This is a genomic window from Lysobacter claricitrinus, assembly GCF_045866565.1.
Taxonomy (GTDB): Bacteria; Pseudomonadota; Gammaproteobacteria; order Xanthomonadales; family Xanthomonadaceae; genus Cognatilysobacter; species Cognatilysobacter claricitrinus.
In genome coordinates this window covers 200,696-221,787 of the sequence record NZ_BAAFZV010000001.1, presented here as the reverse complement: position 1 = coordinate 221,787, position 21,092 = coordinate 200,696, and the positions used below count along the sequence as shown (strand labels likewise).

The following is a 21,092-nucleotide window of genomic DNA, read 5'->3' as shown; positions in this document are numbered from 1 at the left end:
CATGCTCAACAGCCTGCTCACCCGTGTCTTCGGCAGCCGCAACGAACGTCTCCTGCGCCAGTTGCAGCGCTCCGTCGACAAGATCAACGCCCTCGAACCGCAGATGCAGAAGCTCAGCGACGAGGAGCTGAAGGCGAAGACGCCGGAGTTCCAGCAGCGCATCGCCAACGGCGAGTCGATCGAGAAGCTGCTGCCCGAGGCGTTCGCCGTCTGCCGCGAGGCGTCCGTGCGCGTCATGGGCATGCGCCACTTCGACGTGCAGCTGATCGGCGGCATGGTGTTGCACCTCGGCAAGATCGCCGAAATGCGCACCGGCGAAGGCAAGACGCTGACCGCGACGCTGGCCGTCTACCTCAACGCGCTCGAAGGCAAGGGCGTGCACGTGGTGACGGTCAACGACTACCTGGCCCGCCGCGACGCCGCGCAGATGGGCAAGCTGTACGGCTGGCTCGGCCTGACCACCAGCGTCGTGTATCCGGGCATGCCGCATTCGGACAAGCACGCCGCGTACGCCGCCGACATCACCTACGCGACCAACAACGAGATCGGCTTCGACTACCTGCGCGACAACATGGCGCTGTCGAAGGACGATCGCGTGCAGCGTGGCCTGAACTTCGCGATCGTCGACGAGGTCGACTCGATCCTGATCGACGAAGCGCGCACGCCGCTGATCATTTCCGGCCCGGCCGACGAATCGCCGGAGCTCTACATCAAGGTCAACCGCCTCGTTCCGCAGCTCGTGCGCCAGGCCACCGAAGAAGCCGAAGGCGACTTCTGGGTCGACGAGAAGGGCAAGCAGGTGCACCTGTCGGAAGCCGGCCAGGAACACGCCGAGCAGCTGCTGCGCGGCGCCGGCATCCTCGGCGAGGACGAAGAGCTGTACGACCCGCGTCACCTCAGCGTCGTGCACCACCTCAACGCCGCGATGCGCGCGCATGCGATCTACCAGCGCGACGTCGACTACATCGTGCGCGATGGCGAAGTGGTCATTGTCGACGAGTTCACCGGCCGCACGCTGCCGGGTCGTCGCTGGTCGGACGGCCTGCACCAGGCGGTCGAGGCGAAGGAAGGCGTGCCGGTGCAGCGCGAGAACCAGACGCTCGCGTCGATCACGTTCCAGAACCTGTTCCGCATGTACAGCAAGCTCGCTGGCATGACCGGTACGGCCGATACCGAGGCCTACGAATTCCAGAGCATCTACGGCCTCGAGGTCGTGGTGATCCCGACCAACCGTTCGATGATCCGCAAGGACCATCCGGATGCCGTGTTCCTCAACCGCGCCGGCAAGTACCGGGCGGTGGTCAACGAGATCAAGGCGGCGTACGAGAAGAAGCAGCCGGTGCTCGTCGGCACGACGTCGATCGAAGTCTCGGAAATGCTCAGCGACCAGCTGCGCGAAGCGGGGATCCCGCACGAAGTGCTCAACGCCAAGCAGCACGAGCGCGAAGCGCAGATCGTCGCGCAGGCCGGTCGTCCGGGTGCGATCACGATCGCAACGAACATGGCCGGCCGCGGTACCGACATCGTGCTCGGCGGTTCGCTCGAATCCGAGCTCGCGCAGCTCGAGGCGAACGGCCAGGAAGTCGACGAAGTCACCAAGCAGCGCCTGAAATCCGAATGGCTCGCGCGCCACGAGGCGGTCAAGGCTGCTGGCGGCCTGCACATCGTCGGCACCGAACGCCACGAATCGCGTCGTATCGACAACCAGCTGCGCGGTCGTTCCGGCCGCCAGGGCGATCCGGGTTCGTCGCGCTTCTACCTGTCGCTCGAAGACAACCTGATGCGCATCTTCGCGGCCGACTGGGTGCAGCGCGTCATGGCGCGCATGGGCCTGAAGGAAGACGACATCATCGAGTCGCCGCTGGTCACCAAGCAGATCGCGAACGCGCAGCGCAAAGTCGAGGCGCACAACTTCGACATCCGCAAGAATCTGCTCGAGTTCGACGACGTCAACAACGACCAGCGCAAGGTCATCTACGGCCAGCGCGACGAACTGCTCGAAGCCGAGGATGTCGGCGAGAGCATCGCGGCGATCCGCGCCGACGTGGTCGCCGAGACGGTCGAGCGCTTCGTGCCGCCGAATTCGATCGACGAGCAGTGGGACCTCAAGGGCCTCGAAGCGACGATCGGCGAGGATTTCGGTGTCGCGCTCGACCTCGACGGCCTGGTGAAGTCGGAACCCGAACTCGACGCCGAAGGCATCCTGCGCCATGTCGACGATGCGGTGACGAAGTACTTCGCCGATCGCGAGCAGATGCTGGGGACGGAGACGGCCCGCATGCTCGAAAAGCACATCATGCTCAACGTGCTCGACCAGAGCTGGAAGGAGCACCTCGCGCGCATGGACTACCTGCGCCAGGGCATCCATCTGCGCGGTTACGCACAGAAGCAGCCGAAGCAGGAATACAAGCGCGAAGCGTTCGAGCTGTTCTCCGAGATGCTGGAGAAGGTGAAGCGCGAAGTGGTGACGCTGCTCGCCCGCGTGCGCATCCGCACCGAGGAAGAGATCGCGCAGGAAGAAGCCGCGGCACGCGCGCAGCTCGAAGCGCAGGCCCGCCAGATGCAGTTCCAGCATGCGGATGTCGGCAGCTACGGCACCGAGGACGAAGCCGCGCAGCTGCTGGCCGCGGGTGCGGGCGCGGCTGCCGCGACGGTCGGTCGCAACGACCCCTGCCCCTGCGGCAGCGGCAAGAAGTACAAGCACTGCCACGGACAGCTCGCCTGACCGGGCATCGCCCGCAGCAGCTAACACACCGGCGCGGCCTCACGGTCGCGCCGGTTTCGCTTGCAGCCCATGGCTGACGCGAAGCGATCGATCCACGTCGTCGCCGGCGTCATCCGCGACGTCCGCGGCCGTGTGCTGCTGGCGCGCCGCACCGAAGGCCGTGACCTGGCAGGCCTCTGGGAATTTCCGGGCGGCAAGTGCGAGCCGGGCGAAACGCCCGAGCAGGCGCTGGCGCGCGAGCTGCATGAAGAACTCGGCATCGACGTCCGCGTCGGCGTGCCGCTGATCCGCGTTCCGCAGCAGTACCCCGACAAGTCCCTGGTGCTCGACGTCCGGCTCGTCGACGGCTGGACCGGCGCCGCGCGCGGCCTCGAAGGGCAGGCGCTGGTCTGGGTGCCGCCTGACAAGCTCGCTCGGTACGACATGCCGCCGGCCGATCGCCCGGTCGTGGCCGCGCTCCTGCAGCCGCCGGTTTACGCGGTGACACCCGCGATCCAGGGCGATGACATCGCGTCGTGGCTCGACCTGCTGGAACGTGCGCTCGACGCCGGCATCCGCCGCGTGCAGCTGCGCTCGCCCGGGACGTCGCCCGTCACCTGGGGCCACGTGACCAAGCGCGCCGTGGAGCGCTGTCGGGCGGCGGATGCGGAGGTGCTGGTCAACGGCGACATCGCCATCGCGCGCGAACTCGGCATCGGTGTGCACCTGCGTGCCGCGCAGCTGACGACGCTGACCGCGCGACCTTTGCCGGACGATGCTCCGGTAGCCGCGTCATGTCATACGCCGGATGACCTTATCGCGGCACAGCAGTTGGGCTGCGACTTTGCCGTGCTCGGCCATGTCGTACCGACACCGTCGCATCCGGCTCACGCGCCCATCGGCTGGACCGGGTTCGCCACGATGCGCGAGTCGGTGTCGCTGCCGATCTACGCGATCGGCGGGCTCGATGCGTCGCACGTCGAAGAAGCACGTTCGCACGGCGCGCAGGGCGTCGCCGGCATCCGCGGCTTCTTCGCCGACGCCGACACCGCGGTGGGCTAGGCTGGACGCGGAGGTGCCCATGCAGCCCTACGTCATCGGCCTGACCGGCGGCATCGCCTCGGGCAAGTCGGAAGTCGCGAAGCAGTTCGAGGCCCGCGGCATCGCGGTGGTGGATGCCGATGTGATCGCGCGCGAAGTCGTCGCTGCGGGCACGCCCGGACTCGCGGCGGTCGTCGCGCGGTTCGGCACCGAGATGCTGCAGAGCGACGGTCAGCTCGACCGCGCCGCGCTCCGTCGCCACGTGTTCGACACGCCCGACGCTCGTGGCGCGCTCGAAGCGATCGTCCATCCGCTGGTCCGCCGTGCGATCGAGCAACGCTGCCGCGCGGCGACGTCGCCCTACGTGATCGCGGCCGTTCCGCTGCTCGCCGAAGGCGGCGGACGCGACGCCTACCCCTATCTCGCGCGGATCCTCGTGGTGGATGTGCCGGTCGACGTCCAGCGCAGTCGCTTGATCGCGCGCGATGGAATCGACGCGCATCTCGCCGATCGAATGATCACCGTGCAGGCAACGCGCCAACGGCGTCTTGCGATCGCGGACGATGTGATCGTCAATGCCGGCGGGCGCGAAGCGCTGTCGCCGTTGATCGATGCTTTGGATCGCCGGTACGGAAGCCTGGCGGCCTTGCCGTAAGCGCGGTCGGGCGTCAGTTGAGGTGCGCGAACCGCAGATAGCTGTCGACCAGCGCTCCGCCCCAGAAGAACACGATCCAGCCGCCGACCGCGAGGTAGGGGCCGAAGGGAATGGGCGTCGCGCGGTCGCGGCCTTTCGCCGCGAGCCAGATCGATCCGATCACCGCGCCGGCCAGCGAAGCGATGAGGATCGTCGGCAGGATGCCGCGCAGCCCGGTCCAGGCGCCGATCGCTGCGAGCAGCTTGAAGTCGCCGTGGCCCATGCCTTCCTTGCCGGTGAGCTGCTTGAACAGCCACCACACCGACCACAGGCTCGCGTAGCCGACGGCCGCGCCGAGCAGCGCGGGCTTGGCGGCCATGTAGAGATGGTCCGACGCGGCGATCAGCCCCAGCCACATCAACGGCAACGTAAGCGAGTCCGGCAGCAGCTGCGTGCGCAGGTCGATGCCGGACATGGAAATGAGGAACGCGGTAAACAGCATCGCCCCGAAGCCCTGCCAGCCGAAGCCGAAGCGCGCGACGCATGCCAGGAACAGCAGCATCGTCAGCAATTCGACCGCAGGGTATTGCGCGGAGATCGGCGCCTTGCAGTGCCGGCAACGGCCGCGGAGCGCCAGCCAGCTGAAGAGCGGGATGTTCTCGTACCAGCTGAGCACGTGCTTGCAGTGCGGGCAGTGCGAGCGCTCGACCACGATCCCGGGCGGCGACGGGTCATAGACCTCGTCGAGCCCGAGCACTTCGCGCGAGTCGCGCTTCCAGATCCACTCCAGCCGCGCGGGCAGCCGGAGGATCACCACGTTGAGGAAGCTGCCCACCAGCAGGCCGAAGCCTGCTGCGAGCGGATAACCGAGTTGAGGATTCTGGTCGAGAAACGCCACCGGTCAGCCGCCGACCACCGAGGCCAGCTTGAAGATCGGAAGGTACATGGCCACGACCATGCCGCCGACGACCACGCCGAGGAACACCATGATCAGCGGCTCGAGCAGGCTGGACAGCGCGTCGACCGCGTTGTTGACCTCCTGCTCGTAGAACTCGGCGACCTTGAACAGCATGGTGTCGAGCGCGCCCGCCTCTTCGCCGATCGCGGTCATCTGGATGACCATGTGCGGGAAGAGGTTGGTCTGCTTCATCGCAACATTGACCGGATAGCCAACGGCGACGTCGTCCCGCATGCGCAGTACGGCCGTCTCGTAGACGTTGTTGCCGGTGGCGCCCGCAACGGTGTCCAGAGCTTCCACGAGCGGAACACCCGCACGAAACGTGACCGCCAGCGTTCGCGCGAAACGCGCGATCGACGAGTTGTGCATGATCTGGCCGATCACCGGGAACTTCAGCACGAGCCTGTCGAGGAAATGCTGGAACGCGAGTGAGCGCTTCTTGGCGGCGATGAAGGCCGTGATCGAACCGACGATGCCGAGCAGGATCAACCACCACCACGACACCATGAAGCGGCTGAGGTTGACGACCATCTGCGTGAATGCCGGCAGATCGGCGCCGAAACCCCGGAACACGTCCTCGAACTGTGGGACCACGAAGACCAGGAGAATGCCGCTGACGATCAACGCGACTGCGACGACCATGATCGGATAGAACATCGCCTTCTTGATCTTGCCCTTGAGCGCCTCAAGATTTTCCTTGTAGGTGGCAACGGTATCCAGAACCGTTTCGAGGACGCCGGCGGACTCGCCCGCGCGGACCAGGTTGCGGTAAAGCTCGTCAAACTGGACCGGGTCCCTGGCGAGCGCCTCCGAAAACGACATGCCACCCTGGATGTCGGTGCGGATCGCATTGACCAGGTTCTGCATGCGGACGTTCTTGTTGCCGTTCGCGATGATCTCCAGCGCGCCGACGATCGGAACGCCGGACTTCATCATCGTTGCGATTTGTCGGCTGAAGACCGCGATGTCGCCCGGCTTGATCGGCTTGCCCGCGCCACCGAACAGAGGCTTGGCTTTCGGCTTGACCGTCTGCGGCGTGATGCCCTGACGGCGAAGTTCCGCCTTCACCAGGTTGATGTTCTTGGCGGACTGCTCGCCCTTCATGACGACGCCGCGCTTGTCCTTGCCGACCCAGGTGAAGGTCTGCAGGCCATCACTGGCGCGGGCGGTGGTTTTGACTGTCGATCGGCTCGCGGACATCGTTTAGTCCTTGGTGACGCGGTTGATTTCGGCGAGGCTGGTCACGCCGTTGCGAAGCTTCATCAGGGCCGACTGGCGCAGGTCACGGATGCCCGAACGCTGTGCGGCCTCGGCGATCTGCATGGCGTTGCCGCCTTCGAGGATGATCGCCTGGATCTCCTCGGTCATCGGCATGACCTGATAGATACCCGTGCGCCCCTTGTACCCTTCGGTGCAATCCGGGCAACCGACAGCTTCGTACACCGTGAAGCCCGTCGCGATTTCCTCGGCCGTGAACCCCTCGGCGATGAGGGCGTGCTCGGGCAGCTGGACGGGCCGCTTGCAGTCGTGCAGGCGGCGGGCGAGGCGCTGGGCGATGACCAACGACACCGACGAAATGATGTTGTAGGGCGCGATGCCCATGTTCATCAGGCGCGACACGGTCTGCGGGGCGTCGTTGGTGTGCAGGGTCGACAGCACCATGTGACCGGTCTGGGCCGCCTTGACGGCGATCTCGGCGGTCTCGAGGTCGCGAATTTCGCCGACCATGATCACGTCCGGGTCCTGTCGCAGGAAGCTGCGCAGCGCCGCGGCGAACGTCATGCCGCGCTTCTGGTTCTGCTGGACCTGGTTGATGCCGGGGACGCGGATTTCGACCGGATCCTCGACCGTCGAGATGTTGCGGGTGTCGTCGTTGAGGATGTTGAGCGCGGTGTACAGCGACACCGTCTTGCCCGAGCCCGTCGGGCCGGTGACCAGCACCATGCCGTAGGGCTTGGAGATGGCGCCGAGGAACAGTTCCTTCTGGTCGTCCTCGTAACCGAGCTTGTCGATGCCGAGCTTGGCCGCGCTGCCATCGAGGATACGTAGCACCACCTTCTCGCCGAACAGCGTCGGCAGCGTGCTGGCACGGAAGTCGATCTGTTTGGTCTTGGACAGGTTGAGCTTGATGCGGCCGTCTTGCGGCACCCGCTTTTCGGCGATGTCCAGCTGTGCCATGACCTTCAGGCGCGCCGCGATGCGGGTGCTCAGCTTCTGCGGCGCCTTGGCCACCTGCTTGAGGATGCCGTCGATGCGCAGGCGCACCCGGTAATCGGTCTCGTACGGCTCGAAGTGGATGTCCGACGCGCCGCGACGGATCGCATCGACCAGCACCTTGTTGACGAAGCGCACCACCGGCGTGTCGTCGCCCTTGGCGTCGACGCCCGAGTCCCCCCCGGTGAGGTCGTCGTCCTTGCCGACCTCGAGGTTTTCGAGCCCCTCGCCGTCGTCGCCGCCGCCATCGCCGAGCGTGTCGTTGTTTTCCGCCCAGCGGTCGAGGCAGCGCGCGATGGTGTCGGCGTCGACCAGAATCGCCTCGACGGCCAGGTTGGTCTGGAACTTGATCTCGTCCAGCGCGTGCGAGTTCGTCGGGTCGGTAACGCCGACGAAAAGCCGGTTGCCGCGCTTGAACAGCGGCAGCACCCCGTGCTTGCGCAGGAGTTCGTCGTTGACCAGCTTGATCGCCGACTGGCTGGGATCGAACGCGTTGGCGTCCAGCAGCGGCACGCCGAACTCGACCGAATTGGCGGCCGCCATGCTCGCGGCCGACACCAGCCGGCGATCGGACAGATAGACGGCCAACGGCTTCTTTTCGGCAGTGGCGGCGGCCATGGCCTCGCGGGCCACGCTCTCGTCCAGCGCTCCGTCCAGCACCAGACGACGGGCAATGCCCGTGATCCCCACCAGATTGGCGGCAGCGACGGTATTCATGTTGACCCTTTTTCCAGCCCCTATCGGGACTCTAACGCAAAATCCGGGCCACGCATTGCGGATGGGCGCGCCTTTTTCGACTATCGTCGCGGCAACTTCATCCACCGGCAGGCGGGGAACTTGGATAGCGATGCAGCGCGCCACAGTGGCGAGGCCGAGCGCCGTCCGCATGCGGTGCTCGACTTGGCGTCACGTGGCACGAAGGCGCGCAAGATCGAGCGGCTGCTGGGGCTAGAAGGGCACGGGGGGCGGGTGCGTCTGCTGGAGATCGGCTGCGGCAGCGGCGGCATCGCGGACTACTTTTCCCGCCAGTCCGGGTACGACGTCGTAGCCGTTGACGTGCTCGATCAGCGCCAGATCCGCGGCGGCTACGAGTTCCGCTTGCTCGACGACGTGGATCTGCCGTTTCCGGCGGCCAGCTTCGACGTCGTCATCAGCAATCACGTCGTCGAACACGTTGGCGACGGCCACCGACAGCTCGCCCATCTGCGCGAACTTGCGCGGGTCCTCCGCCCGGACGGGACTGGTTATCTCGCAGTTCCCAACCGGTGGGCCCTGATCGAGCCACATTTCCGCGTGCCCCTGCTCAGCTGGTTGCCACGATCGATGCGCACGCCATACCTCCGATTGGTGAAAGGCACGCACTACGACTGCAATCCGCTTGGCCCCCTTGAACTCGACGCACTGCTGCGTCAAGCGGGGCTGGCGTCCCATCCGATGGAGGCGGCAGCGCTGCAGGCGATGCTCGACCTCGATGAGCTGCCGCGCTGGATCGCTGCATGCGTAAGCTGGTGTCCGGTGGCTGTGCGGCGCGCGGTTCAACCCATGATGCCGACACTGATCCGCAGCCTCAGACCGGCATGACGACCCGTTCCGGCCGCCCGCTCGCGGCGATCATCACCAGGACTCAGATGTCTCTCACGATCGTACTACCGGCCAAGAACGAGGAAGCCGGCCTGGCGCGCACATTGCCGGCGCTGCGCAGTGCGTTCCCCGATGCCGAGGTCATCGTTTCCGATGACGGATCGGCTGATGCAACTGCCTCGATCGCGGTCGAGCACGGCGCGCGCGTCGTTTCGACGCCGTATTCCATGGGAAACGGCGCGGCGATCAAGCGCGGCGCCCGCGCGGCGACGGGCGATCTGATCGTTTTCATGGACGCGGACGGTCAACACGATCCGGCCCATATCAATCGACTACTGGCCAAGCTCGACGAAGGCTACGACATGGTCGTCGGCGCGCGCGATGCAAGTGGTCAGGCCAATCGCAGCCGTGGCGCGGCCAATGCGTTCTACAACCGTCTCGCCAGCTGGATGACCGGCCATGTCGTCGCAGACCTGACATCCGGTTTTCGCGTGGTACGCGCGTCGCGATTTCGCGAGTTTCTGCACCTTCTTCCCAACGGCTTCTCCTATCCGACGACTTCGACGATGGCGTTCTTTCGTAGCGGATATCCGGTCGCATATGTGCCGATTCCAGTCGCTCAACGCATCGGAAGGAGCCACATTCGACCACTTCGCGACGGCCTGCGCTTCCTGCTCATCATTTTCAAGATCGCGACGCTCTATTCGCCACTGAAACTCTTCCTGCCGGTGGCGGTTGGCTTCGGCCTGCTCGGGTGCGGCTACTACGGATACACATACGCGACGGTCGGCCGCTTCACCAACATGAGCGCGCTCCTGTTGAGCGCCTCCGTCATCGTGTTCCTCATTGGACTGGTGTCGGAGCAGATCACGAACCTCACCTACGTTCGTTCGCATGACAACGCGTGAGCGGCCACGTGTTCTGCTGGTGTCACGCAATCTTCCACCGTTGCTCGGGGGCATGGAGCGATTGAATTGGCATGCTGCCGCCGAACTCGCCCGGGTGGCGGACGTGCGTGTCGTTGGTCCGGCCGGTGCAGCGGTGCTGGCACCGCCCGGCGTTGCAGTCCACGAGGTGCCGCTGACACCGCTACCGCGGTTCCTGGTGCAGGCACTGTTCAAGGCTTGCCGCGAGGCTCGTGCTTGGAAACCGGACGTTGTCGTCGCGGGCAGCGGACTGACGGCTCCCATTGCCTATGCGGCGGCACGAGCAGGTGCTGCCAGGAGCGCGGCATACGTCCACGGACTCGACGTCGTCGTACCGAACGTGGTCTACCGCACGTTGTGGTGGCCGATCCTTCGGCGCGTGGATCGCCTGATTGCGAACAGCGGAGCCACGGCGTCCCTGTGCGGGGACATCGGTGTCGACGTTCGTCGGATTGGTATCGTCCATCCCGGCGTGGCGCTGCCGGATGCGCCGCCGGACGAGTCGCTGGTCGATCGTTTTCGCTCGCAGCATGGTCTGGCCGGCCGGCGACTTCTGCTCTCGGTCGGTCGTCTTACGGATCGCAAGGGGCTGCGCGAATTCGTGACGCATGCGTTGCCGCGCATCGTCGCCACCGTGCCCGATGCGACCCTCGTCGTCGTCGGTGACGCGCCTTCGCATGCGCTGCACGCCAAGGGCCAATCCCGCGAGAGCATCGAGACTGCTGCGCTGCAGGCCGGGGTGTCGGATCACGTGCTGTTTACAGGCGTCGTCACCGACAGCGAGCTTGCGATCATCTATGGCGCGGCGAGCGTCCATGTATTCCCGGTGCGCGAGCTCCCCGGTGATCCCGAAGGTTTCGGGATGGTGGCTGTCGAGGCGGCAGCCACTGGGTTACCCACGGTAGCGTTCACAAGTGGCGGCGTTCGCGACGCCGTCGGGCATGAGGCGTCGGGCTATCTGGTCCCCTCCGGGGAGTACGAAGCATTCGCCGACGCGGTGGTACGCGTGTTGACGACGGGCCGGCCGGATCGGAACTCCTGCAAGAGCTTCGCCCGCAAGTTCGCCTGGACTTCGTTCGGCGAACAATTGGCGCGTGAGCTCCGCCTCGCACCGCGCCAGGCGGATGGCGATTCCGATGGCTGACATTGCAGTGTGGTTTCCAGCGGTCAGGACGGGAACGGGCACCGATGTTTTCACCGAGCGACTTGTCACCGCACTCCGCGCACGTGGCGTACGCGCCGAAGTGACGTGGCTATCCCTTTCCGCAGAGTACGCGCCGTGGACCGTGCGTCGGCCGCCACGACCGCCGTGGGCCACTGTCGCGCACGTCAATACGTGGCTGCATCCGCGGTTCGTACCCGCGGACATGCCGATGGTAGCGACGCTTCATCATTCGGTGCACGACCCGGCGCTGCGTCCCTATAAAGGCACGGCGCGTGATCTCTATCATCGGTTCTGGATGGCCACCATCGAGCGCCGCGTGCTCCTGCGCGCCGATGTTGTCGTCGCCGTCAGTCGTTTTGTCGCTGAGTGCGCGCGTTCCGTCCTGCTCGACGTGCCGATGCGCGTCATTCACAACGGTGTCGACACGCGTCGTTTCGCCCCAGTCCATGCGCGCGAGGCTCGGGATGTGTTCCGGCTTCTGTACGTGGGTACGTGGATGGCACGCAAAGGTGTTGATCTGCTCGCGCCGGTGATGAGGCAGCTCGGTGACGGCTATGAGCTTCGCCATACCGGCGGCGGGCGTGTGATCGACCACTTGGACGAACCCGCCAACATGCACAACGTAGGCAGATTGGCAGGCGACGACGTCATCACCGCGATGCGGGAGGCGGACGCGTTGCTTTTCCCGTCCCGCAGCGAAGGTCTGCCGCTCGTGGTCGTCGAAGCGATGGCATGCGGCCTGCCGGTTGTCGCGCGCGCAACGTCGTCCCTTCCGGAAGTCGTCGAGGATGGGGTCACGGGCATGCTTGTTTCGGAGGAGAGCGTTGAGGCAATTGCGGCAACGATCCGACAGCTCGCCGCGGATGAGGACGCGCGCAGATTGATGGGGCAGCGCGCGCGGCAGCGAGCTGAAGACCTCTTCGGTATCGAGCGCATGGTCGATGCATACATCGAGTGCTACCAGGCGGCGATCAGTGCGCGCACGTGACGTCCATCCCGCTGGCGTCACCGCCGTCGTCCTCAACTACCGCACTCCGGAAAAGACGCTAGCTTGCCTCGCGTCACTCGTCGCGGAAGGCATAGAGAAAATTGTTCTGGTCGAAAACTCTGGCGATGGGGGCGCATCGCTCGACGCCATGCGAATTGGTCTGGACGGCCTTATCGCCCGCGGAATCGACCTGGCCACGCTCGATCCTCACTGCAACCTGGGCTTCGCGGCGGGCGTCAATCTCGCGCTCCGGCTCATCGAGGCGCGCGGCGCCACGCCCGTACTGCTGATGAACTCGGACGCGCGTTTGACGCGTGGATCCCTCGTTGCTCTCGTCGAGGCGCTCGGCGACGCGCCGGTTGTATCCCCATGCATCGAAATTGGCGGCGTACCTTCATCGCCGCGGTTGTACTACCAGCGTTTCTTCGCGACGCTTACGGTACGAAGAGTCTGGGGATCCGTGCCCTACATCGCTGCCGCCTGCCTGCTGCTCTCTGACGAGCTGGTGGCGCCCGACCTCTTCGACGAGGACTTCTTCTTCTACGGCGAAGACATCGCCTTGGGTGCGAAGCTGCAGCGCCTGGACAAAGCATGCGTCGTCGTGTCGAACGCCCGCGCGACGCACGAAGGAGCAGGCAGTTCGCGCAGAGGTTCGATGTTCTACGAGTACCACATCAACCGCGGCCACTGGCTCCTGGCACGGAAGTTGACGGTGGACCGATCCCGCTACGCACTCGCGCTGCTGGGCCGCAGTTTTACTTTGACGTTGCGAGCGCTTTATCGATGCGTGCGATTGCGCAGCGTGAACCCGCTTCGGGGCTTCCTGCTGGCAACCCGGGATGCGATGGGCGGGCGCCAATCCAGCGGCATCAAGCCGACGGGCGCTAGTGGATGAACCGCCGCGCACGCCAGCCGAGTCGCCGCCACCCGCGCGTCAAATAACGCGGCAGCAACGCCGCCCACTCCGCCAACGCCACGTGTCGAGCGATCTTAGGGTGGCGCTCGAAGATGGCCTGGAGCGGAGCTGCGCCCGCATCGATCTCACGAGCAGTGCGTATCGCCCGCGTCAGCCGAAGTGGCGCTGCGGGAAACGCTGAGTGTGCGTGGGTGAGCAACGCGCCGGCAACCGCGCGCCGACGCTGCGCTGAATCGCGCGACTGGCGCTGCAGGCTTTCGTACAGAGCGAGTATTGCGGTAATGACCTGTTCGGAGTTCGATCCTGATCGCCGCGCATACGAAAGTCGCTCGTCGAAGTGGTGCATGTAGGCTGCGACCGGCGTCGTCCATCGTTTCCAATTCCACTCGCGATGCTTGGCGACTTCGAGCATCCATATGTAGTCGTCGTAGAGGACCGCGTTCGTGGGCCAGGCGCAGGCGCGAACCAGGTCCGTGCGGAATACGCTGCCTTGGCACATCCCGACAGTAGTGATACGCAGCGCGGCTGTTACGAAGTCCGCTGAATCGGGCACGCCGGTGACGCTGTCGACACTGTTGCCCGGATAGACGTTATTGAGGGGGCCGGTCGAGATGTCCCCGCGCTCGTCGTCGAGCGCCTGCAACTGCTGCGCTGCCGACGGATACAACACGTCGTCGTCGTCGAGGAATCGCACGTATTTTCCCGTTGCCGCAGCCAAGCCGTGGTTGCGTGCGCCGCTCGCACCGCCGGTGGCGAGGTAGTGCCACTTGACGCGACTGTCGCTCGCGTAGCCAGCCGCCGTTCGCTTCCAGGAATCGTCGTGACCGTTGGGAACAACCACAACCTCCAGCTCTCCGTCGGCTACAGCTTCAAATGCGCTATCGATCGCGCGACGAAGCGTCACTGGCCGCTTGAAGGTCGGTATGACAACTGACAGGAGGGGAGCGGTCGCCATTAGATTGCGAGAATGTCTGTATATCCGGTGGCGTACTCTGTCGCTAGACGTTCGATGGATGACGGGGCGTCGGGTGACGCGAGATCGAACACGGTACGCCCGGCGAGTGCGGCGTCGAATGCTTCGCGGCCGCCTTGGTCACCGAGAAACGCGGGATTGAATTCGGCGACGACGGGCGTGCCTGCCTGCAGGAGGCGAGGGGCGCCCCGGAGTGCGTGGCCCTCGTAGCCTTCGATATCCATCCACAAAAGTGATCGGTGCGTGGGCAGGTCGAGGTCGTCGAGGCGTACTGCCTCGACAGCAATGCCGCGGGTGGCGACCGAGTGCCGACCACTATTGAACGCCGATTCCTCGAGGGTCAGAGTCGAGGCAGCGACATCTCCGACGGCGACGCCCAGAGCACGCACGCGGTCATCGACTGCGTTTAGCGCAAGGTTCGCGCGCAGAAGACGCAGGTTCTGAGGGTGCGGCTCGATCGCGGTGGCCGTCTGGAACGCACCGCGTACGACTGCAGGAATGACGATGCTGCCGACGTTCGCGCCCACGTCGACAAGGTGGGTTGGACGAGCGCGTGATTCCCGTTCGAGCAGAGCGAGCGCGACTCGAAGCTTGTCGAAGTCGAACTCGCCGCGCAGGAAGAGCTCGCGGCCGATCACCTTGTCCTTCGTGGACACCACATAGTGCTCGTTCGTACCGGCGATCACGTACGGCACCGGAAGGGCGTCGTAGAACGCGCGTTGGACGATGCCGGTACCGCCGCGGAGCGGGCGCAACAAGCGTCCAACTGCCGCCATCAGCGGGCGTCTGAGGACGGCGTTATTCCGGAGTCTGTCAAGCATGCTCATGATGGGCTTCGCTGCATCGATCATGCCGGCGGACATGCTGTGTCTTAGACAAAGGTTCCGCGGAGCTCGCGATCATTGATCGCCACCGGTGGCAACGTAAACCATTCGAGCGGGGAGAACGCGCGAACCGGCCACGAGCACGATGAGCATGGCGAGCTCGGTCACGTAGCAGGACAAAGCGGCCCCGGTGGCACCCCACCGCGGGATCGACCATGAAACCACGCAGACGTTGACGACGGCGCCTATCGAGGCTGCCCATGCTATCGCCGCGGTGCGGTGACGATGGATCACGTGGAAATTGACGAGCCCGCGGAACGCCTGCAGGACGGGCAAGGCGGCGAGCATCCTGAGCGCATCGGTAGCCGTGTCGAAATCCGACCCGAGCACCCGCGGAAGCAGCGGACCGAGCATCCACAATGCGCAGGCAATCGACAATGCGACGCACATTTGGAGCGCGCCGAGCGTGCGCAGGCCGCGACTGGGATCATTCTGCGAGTAGAGGCGCGGCCACAACGCTTCCTGCAGCGCCGCAAGGGGCAGGCTTGCGACGTCGATCGTACGTTGTGCGGCGCTGAACGTGCCGGTGTGGTCGAAGCCGATGCGTGCGAGGACCGGTTTGTTGAATTCGGCCTGCAGGCGCATCGATAGTGCGTTGATCGCGAACGGCAGGCCGTCGAGCGACAGGGTGCGACGACGCGCCTTATGCGCCTCGCGGGGCCATAGCCATGCGCCGACCAGCGCGCAGTAGGTCGCGCTGGCTGCCGCATACAGAAGGAACCACCCCTGGAGGGTGGGATGAGCCAGTATCGCGTACGGGACAAGCACAGCGAGCCGCGAAAGCGGAAGGCCGGCAGTGATCGCGCCGTATCGCGACATGCGATGTGCGGCTTGCTGGCCCCGCGCGAAAAGCTCGGTGACCGATGCGCTGCCCACCTCGGTGAACACGATCAGGCATACGCCGGCCCAAGGCAGATCATGCGGCAGCAGCAACCATGACGTGCCGATTGCCGCGAGACCGAAGGTCACGCTGGTCCAGCCCCAGGTGCGCAGCGCGTCGAGCATCAGCGTGTCGAGAGATTGCGGTGCGCGCGCTCCGTCGCGCAGGACCACGCCCGACAGACCCAGGCCGGCCAGCGCCGTAAAGAGCGAGGCCACTGCGATAACGGCGACGAAGCGCCCATAGCCCGCGGCGCCCAACAGCCTTGAGAGCGCGACAACGAGCGCTGCCTGCGCAACCGCGCGTACGAGCAGCCACGTCAATACAACGCCCGTGTTGCGCAGATAGCGGCCGGGGCGCCAGGGAAGGGAGCGCACGAACTTCATCGTGTTGACGAGGGCCCGGAGAACTGGCATCGAGAGCTCAAGGCTCCCTTGGCGATAGGGCGGAGCAGCATTGGGGGCCTCGGGGGCAGCCGATCGTGGGACGAATCGATCGGGCGGCGACAAGGTAGCGCGTCTTGAGAAGTTCGGCACTGTCCTGCATGCCGAGCGCGGGCTGGAGGTTTGCGACTGCGCCTCGCAGGCGCGCGCAGGCTGACCAATGGCCACATGGACTCGCTGCACTCGACCACGAGATCACACGACCGATAGATAACGCACGACGTCGCTGTGCGACTGCGGCGACGCACAGGTAGGCTTCCCGGACGGGTGCAACAGCCGACATGCGGGCGTCAGCTGACGCAACAGAACCCAACGTCCCGCGCCTCGCATTCGTTAGCGTGCAGCGGGCGTTACGGCCCTAGCACGCAAGTCGCGTTCGACATGGTGCATACGGCGTGGCGCGTGCCGGGAAATTTGGGCGTGCCCGTGATCGAAAGGCTACTTGCAGCGAAGTTATCGCTTGCGCTGCAGGCGCTCAAAGGCGCGTTCTGCAGCGTGTCACCGGTCGCCAGCGTGGCGGTCGACGTATTGACGTAATTCTTGGTCTCCGCGAGGCATGCACTCTCCGCGGCGCGCGCCTGCTGGCGAATGAGCAGCGGAAGGGCAACGGCCGCGAGGATGGCAATGATCGCCACAACGATCATGAGTTCGATCAGGGTGAATCCGCTGTGGTCGCGACGCATGATGTATCTGCTCCAGGTTCTCCCATTTGCAAGCACGAAGCGTGCCAAGGCTGCGGCGGATACGGGTCACCGAGAATCGCTGTGCGCCCTCGGCAGGGCGCGAAGGCTCGTCACCCAGTCGTCGTGGCCGGCGGCCGAAAGGTCGCTGAAGATTTTGTCGACGAGACGCGAGTTCGGAGGCGAAGACTGCACGGCCTTCTCCAGATACGGCAGGGCTGCATCCGGCTGCGGGCTGTTGTTGTAAACGTAAGCGGCGATCGTTGCGTATTGTTCGGCCGACAGCGGGGCGCGGTCGGCGATGATTTCGAGGGCTTGCAACGTGCCATCGACGTCCATCGGGAAGCCGCGGCTTACGTTCCTCAGGATCGAATCGTAGAGTCCCAGTATTTCGGCGCTTGTCGGCGCGTCCCTCAGGCGCCGAATGAACACGGGCCAGTCGGCGCGCGTCGAGCTTCCCTTGAAGGTCTTGTAAATGATTGCGTCGAAGAGCAGCAGCGGCGATTGCGTGCGCGCCGCGCCCTCTTGGCATGTCGAGATCGCCTTGTCGATGTAGGGGCTACCTTTGACGCCTGCATTGAGGTCGAAATAGTGGGTGCACAGATCCGTCCAGGCGCGCTCGGAATTGGGGGCCAGTTCTACGCTCGATTGGGCGAAGCGAGTGGGATCGCCCCACGTGTAGGCGCGCGTGGCCGTCGCGGACGCGAGGGCCAGAAGCGCGCATGCAATGCATGTGGCCATGTGCACAGGACGAATACGAAAGCGCTCGCAGACGACGAGCAGCAGATCGCCCAGAGCGATCACTGCGCCAACGAGCGGCAAGTGATTGCGGTGCTCGAACGCGAGTTCGAGATTCAGGACCGTGCTGGTCATGAAGTGCGCGGCAAAGAACAGCAGAACGCCGAAGGCGAACAGCGGCCTGCGGGTGCGCAGGCGCCAGGCCAGGATGACCAGCGCGAGTAGTGCGACGATCGCCGGCGCCGTGCCTGGTGGAGACAGAAGGCTGCGTGATACCGCGAGATCGTCGTAATAGAACGGCATGTGCTGTGGGACTGGCAGCAGCACCTGACCGACATACATGACTAGCACGCGCGCTTCCGTCAGTAGCCTTTCATAGCTGGAAAACGTGCGACCCGGGTAGGCGTCCCAGTGCCAGTAATGGGGCACGATTACGAAAAAGTAGGCCAACCCGCCCAGCACGGTCAGCGCCATGTAGGCCCTGCTTAGGCGGCGCCGGATAACCGGACGCGCCGCATCGAACCGCAGCACGGTTAGCTCCAGCAGCAGGGTGTAGACAGGCAGCAGCGCCGAGTCTTCCTTGCTGGCGAAGGCCAAGCCCCAGAAAAGCACGGTCAATACGCCAAACTGCCGGCTGCGCGCGTCGCTTATCTGCGCCTGCCGCATCTTCGCGTAGGCCCATAGCGCCAAAATCAGAAAGAGCGTGCCCAGGGTCTGCATGCGCTGGACGACATAGAGCACCGCGGACACCTGGAGCGGATGCACGGCCCACAGGGCCGCCATGACGAGCGCGCCTATGGCTGCGCGTCGCGGCTGCCAGCCCGCCAGCGAGAGCAGCAACCGCAGAAATACGGCCAGGACGACGGTTGTGACCGCGTGGATGGCAATGTTGGTCGATTTGAATACGGCCGGATCCGCGCCGCCCCGCCAGAAGTCCAGCGCGAACGTGAGCATCGTCAGCGCGCGAGAGCCGTGCCCTGCGTGGTAGCTGTACGCCGCGTACAGGAACGACTGGAGATCGAATGACGCGATGCGCAGGGCATCGTTGTATTGGATGGTCTGCCGATCATCAAAAATGAAGTCGCCGCCAACACCCGGCAGGAACGGCAGGACCACGATTGCTGCAGCCAGCAAGGCGACCTGGGCAAATCGGGTGGACACGTCGAGGCGCATTGATGGGGTCGTCTGATGAAGCGCAAGGATGGCTCGCGTGGATCGCGATGACTACGGCCGGACAAAAAAAACCCCCGGCTTTCGCCGGAGGTTTTTTCAAACGAACGAAGCAGATTACGGGGCGAGCGTGCAGGTGCCGCTGCCGGACTTGCAGGTGGTGTCCTTCACGAGCGAAGCGGTGCCCTTCGTCTTCGGGGTGAACACGACCGACGTGTTGGTCTGGTAGTCGGTCGGGGTCACGGTGTTGCCGTTTTCGCTGGAGCTGCACGCGGCGGCCACGAAGGCCGAGCCCGTACGGCTGTCAGCGGCGTCGGCCACCGCGGTATTCATCCACGCCTTCGCTTCGGCCATGCACGCGCCGTTCGCCGAACGCTGCGTGTAGTTGCGGTACTGCGGCAGCGCGATGGCGGCCAGGATGGCGATGATCGCGACGACGATCATCAGTTCGATGAGGGTAAAGCCCTGCTGCTTCTTCATGGTGTATCCCCTAGGAGTGGATTCGGAATTTCACGGAGTACGACGGACGACTCGCCGGGTCCTTGGTTTGCCGTGCGTGGTGTCCGTGCATCCGGACATACGCATAACCCGTGCCAAGGGGGCGTGCCAATCGGGACTGGACGCTTTCGGGGCGCCGGTCACGTTTGGATTGGTTCAGCTGACGAACGTAGTGCCCCGATTTGTCAGCTTGGGCTGGCGTGTGACGCCCAGCGTCAGATGTCTATTCGATCCCCAGCTTCTTCAGCTTGTAGCGCAGCGCGCGGAACGTGATCCCCAGTGCCGCCGCGGTGCGGGTCTTGTTGTAGCGGTTTTCCTGCAGCGCGTGCTGGATGGCGGCGCGTTCGATTTCTTCGATATAGGACGGTAGCGCGCTGGTCGCCGTGTCGCGCGGGTCCAGGGCGCGCGGATCGGCAGCGGCGGGCGTCGCTGCAGGCTGCGCCGGTACGGGCGCAGGCGCGGCGACGGGCTGGCCGACTTTCGACGCCACCTTCGGCAGGCTCAGGTCGTCGGCGCGGATCACGTCGCCGTCGGCCAGCGCGAGCGATCGCTCGAGGATGTTCTCCAGCTCGCGCACGTTGCCCGGGAACGAATACGCGTGCAGCGCCTCGACGGCGTCGGGCGACAGGTGCGGCGCGCTGCGATCCTGCGCGGCGGACAGCCGGCGAAGGATGACGTCCGCCAGCCCCGGCAGGTCCTCGGGACGCTCGCGCAGCGGCGGGACGCGCAGCTCGATGACGTTGATGCGGTAGTAGAGGTCGTGGCGGAAGCGGCCTTCCTCGACCAGTGCGGCGAGGTCCTTGTGGGTCGCCGACAGGATGCGGACGTCGACCTTGGCCTCGGCATTCGAGCCGACCGGACGCACCGACTTCTCCTGGATCGCGCGCAGCAGCTTGACCTGCATGGGCAGCGGCAGCTCGGCGACCTCGTCGAGGAACAGGGTGCCGCCGTCGGCGGCCTGGAACAGGCCGGGCTTGTCGGCGTGTGCGCCGGTGAACGAGCCCTTCTTATGCCCGAAAAACTCGCTTTCCATCAGCTCGGCCGGGATCGCGCCGCAGTTCACGGGGACGAAAGGCCCGGAGGCGCGCCCGCCCTCGGCGTGGATGGTGCGGGCGACCAGCTCCTTGCCGACGCCGGACTCGCCGGAGATGTAGACCGGCGCCTGGCTGCGGGCGACCTTGGTCAGCGTGGCGCGCAGCGAGGCCATGGCCGGCGACTCGCCGAACAGGCGCGAGGAGATGCCGGCTTCATTGGCCGCCCGGCGACGCTCATGCAGCTCCAGCGCCTGGCGAACCAGATCGCGAAGCACGCCCAGATCGACCGGCTTGCTGACGAAGTCGAACGCGCCGGCCTTCAGCGCTTCGACCGCAGCCTCGACGTTGCCGAAGGCGGTGATCATCGCGACCGGCGTCGTCGGGTGCTTCTGGTTGATCTCGGACACGATCTCCAGCCCCGTGCCGTCCGGCAGGCGCATGTCGGTCAGGCAGAGGTCGTATTTGTTGCGGGAGAGCAGGGCGCGGGCGTCGGTGACATTCGCCGCGGTATCGCAGCGCAGGCCCATACGGCCGAGGGTCATGACCAGCAATTCGCGGATGTCGCGTTCATCGTCGACGACAAGTGCGGTGCGGGCGGGTGCGCTACGGGGTTCGGCCATCGGGTCCTCCGCCGCGCACATTAGCTGAAGTGACCGTCTACGGCC

The 21,092-nt window shown here is 65.3% G+C and carries 18 protein-coding genes; 8 read left to right on the top strand and 10 right to left on the bottom strand.

Annotation, left to right across the window (positions count from 1 at the left end; genetic code table 11):
• The first annotated feature begins 1 nt into the window (after position 1).
• From secA to coaE, 3 genes are all read left to right on the top strand, one after another.
• Positions 2-2,725: a preprotein translocase subunit SecA gene (secA, locus tag ACKTTN_RS00915; RefSeq protein ID WP_407907998.1), complete on the top strand. Its 2,724-nt coding sequence runs from the start codon at positions 2-4 to the stop codon at positions 2,723-2,725.
• A gap of 69 nt (positions 2,726-2,794) precedes the next feature.
• The gene (locus ACKTTN_RS00910; RefSeq protein WP_407907997.1) at positions 2,795-3,766 is read left to right on the top strand and encodes a Nudix family hydrolase; all 972 of its coding nucleotides are present in this window, start codon (positions 2,795-2,797) and stop codon (positions 3,764-3,766) included.
• Between the two features lie 19 nt (positions 3,767-3,785).
• Entirely contained in the window at positions 3,786-4,400 is a 615-nt protein-coding gene (coaE, locus tag ACKTTN_RS00905; protein ID WP_407907996.1) for a dephospho-CoA kinase, read from the top strand.
• A gap of 13 nt (positions 4,401-4,413) precedes the next feature.
• Here coaE and ACKTTN_RS00900 read toward each other — a convergent pair whose 3' ends face one another.
• From ACKTTN_RS00900 to pilB, 3 genes are read right to left on the bottom strand one after another with little or no spacing between them, the layout of a single operon-like run.
• The gene (locus ACKTTN_RS00900; RefSeq protein WP_407907995.1) at positions 4,414-5,277 is read right to left on the bottom strand and encodes a prepilin peptidase; all 864 of its coding nucleotides are present in this window, start codon (positions 5,275-5,277) and stop codon (positions 4,414-4,416) included.
• A 3-nt stretch (positions 5,278-5,280) separates the two neighbouring features.
• On the bottom strand, positions 5,281-6,537 hold the full coding sequence (locus ACKTTN_RS00895; RefSeq protein WP_407907994.1) for a type II secretion system F family protein: 1,257 nt from the start codon (positions 6,535-6,537) through the stop codon (positions 5,281-5,283).
• Positions 6,538-6,540: 3 nt separating this feature from the next.
• Positions 6,541-8,268, bottom strand: a complete 1,728-nt coding sequence (gene pilB / locus ACKTTN_RS00890; protein ID WP_456237280.1) for a type IV-A pilus assembly ATPase PilB — start codon at positions 8,266-8,268, stop codon at positions 6,541-6,543.
• 120 nt (positions 8,269-8,388) lie between these two features.
• Between pilB and ACKTTN_RS00885 the strand changes: the two genes are divergently transcribed.
• From ACKTTN_RS00885 to ACKTTN_RS00865, 5 genes are read left to right on the top strand one after another with little or no spacing between them, the layout of a single operon-like run.
• Entirely contained in the window at positions 8,389-9,132 is a 744-nt protein-coding gene (locus ACKTTN_RS00885) for a class I SAM-dependent methyltransferase (RefSeq protein WP_407907993.1), read from the top strand.
• Between the two features lie 47 nt (positions 9,133-9,179).
• The gene (locus ACKTTN_RS00880; protein ID WP_407908683.1) at positions 9,180-10,040 is read left to right on the top strand and encodes a glycosyltransferase family 2 protein; all 861 of its coding nucleotides are present in this window, start codon (positions 9,180-9,182) and stop codon (positions 10,038-10,040) included.
• A gap of 52 nt (positions 10,041-10,092) precedes the next feature.
• Positions 10,093-11,202, top strand: a complete 1,110-nt coding sequence (locus ACKTTN_RS00875) for a glycosyltransferase family 4 protein (protein ID WP_407907992.1) — start codon at positions 10,093-10,095, stop codon at positions 11,200-11,202.
• Positions 11,195-12,211, top strand: coding sequence for a glycosyltransferase family 4 protein (locus ACKTTN_RS00870; RefSeq protein WP_407907991.1), 1,017 nt, complete (start codon positions 11,195-11,197; stop codon positions 12,209-12,211). Before ACKTTN_RS00875 ends, ACKTTN_RS00870 begins: the two co-directional genes overlap by 8 nt.
• Positions 12,198-13,106 carry a glycosyltransferase family 2 protein gene (locus tag ACKTTN_RS00865; protein ID WP_407907990.1) on the top strand — a complete coding sequence of 303 codons (909 nt, stop codon included), beginning with the start codon at positions 12,198-12,200 and terminating at the stop codon, positions 13,104-13,106. Before ACKTTN_RS00870 ends, ACKTTN_RS00865 begins: the two co-directional genes overlap by 14 nt.
• On the opposite strand, the gene ACKTTN_RS00860 is transcribed toward ACKTTN_RS00865, so the two are convergent.
• The 7 genes from ACKTTN_RS00860 to ACKTTN_RS00830 all read right to left on the bottom strand — a co-directional run bounded on the left by ACKTTN_RS00860 (position 13,096) and on the right by ACKTTN_RS00830 (position 21,068).
• Positions 13,096-14,082, bottom strand: coding sequence for a glycosyltransferase family 2 protein (locus ACKTTN_RS00860; RefSeq protein ID WP_407907989.1), 987 nt, complete (start codon positions 14,080-14,082; stop codon positions 13,096-13,098). The genes ACKTTN_RS00865 and ACKTTN_RS00860 overlap by 11 nt on opposite strands.
• The gene (locus ACKTTN_RS00855; RefSeq protein ID WP_407907988.1) at positions 14,082-14,963 is read right to left on the bottom strand and encodes an FkbM family methyltransferase; all 882 of its coding nucleotides are present in this window, start codon (positions 14,961-14,963) and stop codon (positions 14,082-14,084) included. Before ACKTTN_RS00855 ends, ACKTTN_RS00860 begins: the two co-directional genes overlap by 1 nt.
• A 36-nt stretch (positions 14,964-14,999) precedes the next feature.
• Positions 15,000-16,250, bottom strand: coding sequence for a lipopolysaccharide biosynthesis protein (locus ACKTTN_RS00850; protein ID WP_407907987.1), 1,251 nt, complete (start codon positions 16,248-16,250; stop codon positions 15,000-15,002).
• 407 nt (positions 16,251-16,657) lie between these two features.
• Positions 16,658-16,990: a prepilin-type N-terminal cleavage/methylation domain-containing protein gene (locus ACKTTN_RS00845; RefSeq protein ID WP_407907986.1), complete on the bottom strand. Its 333-nt coding sequence runs from the start codon at positions 16,988-16,990 to the stop codon at positions 16,658-16,660.
• A gap of 66 nt (positions 16,991-17,056) precedes the next feature.
• Positions 17,057-18,898: a hypothetical protein gene (locus tag ACKTTN_RS00840; protein WP_407907985.1), complete on the bottom strand. Its 1,842-nt coding sequence runs from the start codon at positions 18,896-18,898 to the stop codon at positions 17,057-17,059.
• 114 nt (positions 18,899-19,012) lie between these two features.
• Positions 19,013-19,375, bottom strand: a complete 363-nt coding sequence (locus ACKTTN_RS00835) for a prepilin-type N-terminal cleavage/methylation domain-containing protein (protein WP_407907984.1) — start codon at positions 19,373-19,375, stop codon at positions 19,013-19,015.
• 241 nt (positions 19,376-19,616) lie between these two features.
• Entirely contained in the window at positions 19,617-21,068 is a 1,452-nt protein-coding gene (locus ACKTTN_RS00830) for a sigma-54-dependent transcriptional regulator (RefSeq protein ID WP_407907983.1), read from the bottom strand.
• Between the last annotated feature and the right edge of the window lie 24 nt (positions 21,069-21,092).

Bases quoted from the DNA above. Each gene is read 5' to 3' on its own strand.
- secA (WP_407907998.1), top strand. From the start codon at position 2: ATGCTCAACAGCCTGCTCACCCGTGTCTTCGGCAGCCGCAACGAACGT.
- ACKTTN_RS00910 (WP_407907997.1), top strand. From the start codon at position 2,795: ATGGCTGACGCGAAGCGATCGATCCACGTCGTCGCCGGCGTCATCCGC.
- coaE (WP_407907996.1), top strand. From the start codon at position 3,786: ATGCAGCCCTACGTCATCGGCCTGACCGGCGGCATCGCCTCGGGCAAG.
- ACKTTN_RS00895 (WP_407907994.1), bottom strand. From the start codon at position 6,537: ATGTCCGCGAGCCGATCGACAGTCAAAACCACCGCCCGCGCCAGTGAT.
- pilB (WP_456237280.1), bottom strand. From the start codon at position 8,268: ATGAATACCGTCGCTGCCGCCAATCTGGTGGGGATCACGGGCATTGCC.
- ACKTTN_RS00880 (WP_407908683.1), top strand. From the start codon at position 9,180: ATGTCTCTCACGATCGTACTACCGGCCAAGAACGAGGAAGCCGGCCTG.
- ACKTTN_RS00875 (WP_407907992.1), top strand. From the start codon at position 10,093: ATGGAGCGATTGAATTGGCATGCTGCCGCCGAACTCGCCCGGGTGGCG.
- ACKTTN_RS00870 (WP_407907991.1), top strand. From the start codon at position 11,195: ATGGCTGACATTGCAGTGTGGTTTCCAGCGGTCAGGACGGGAACGGGC.
- ACKTTN_RS00860 (WP_407907989.1), bottom strand. From the start codon at position 14,082: ATGGCGACCGCTCCCCTCCTGTCAGTTGTCATACCGACCTTCAAGCGG.
- ACKTTN_RS00855 (WP_407907988.1), bottom strand. From the start codon at position 14,963: ATGTCCGCCGGCATGATCGATGCAGCGAAGCCCATCATGAGCATGCTT.
- ACKTTN_RS00850 (WP_407907987.1), bottom strand. From the start codon at position 16,250: ATGAAGTTCGTGCGCTCCCTTCCCTGGCGCCCCGGCCGCTATCTGCGC.
- ACKTTN_RS00845 (WP_407907986.1), bottom strand. From the start codon at position 16,990: ATGCGTCGCGACCACAGCGGATTCACCCTGATCGAACTCATGATCGTT.
- ACKTTN_RS00840 (WP_407907985.1), bottom strand. From the start codon at position 18,898: ATGCGCCTCGACGTGTCCACCCGATTTGCCCAGGTCGCCTTGCTGGCT.
- ACKTTN_RS00835 (WP_407907984.1), bottom strand. From the start codon at position 19,375: ATGAAGAAGCAGCAGGGCTTTACCCTCATCGAACTGATGATCGTCGTC.
- ACKTTN_RS00830 (WP_407907983.1), bottom strand. From the start codon at position 21,068: ATGTGCGCGGCGGAGGACCCGATGGCCGAACCCCGTAGCGCACCCGCC.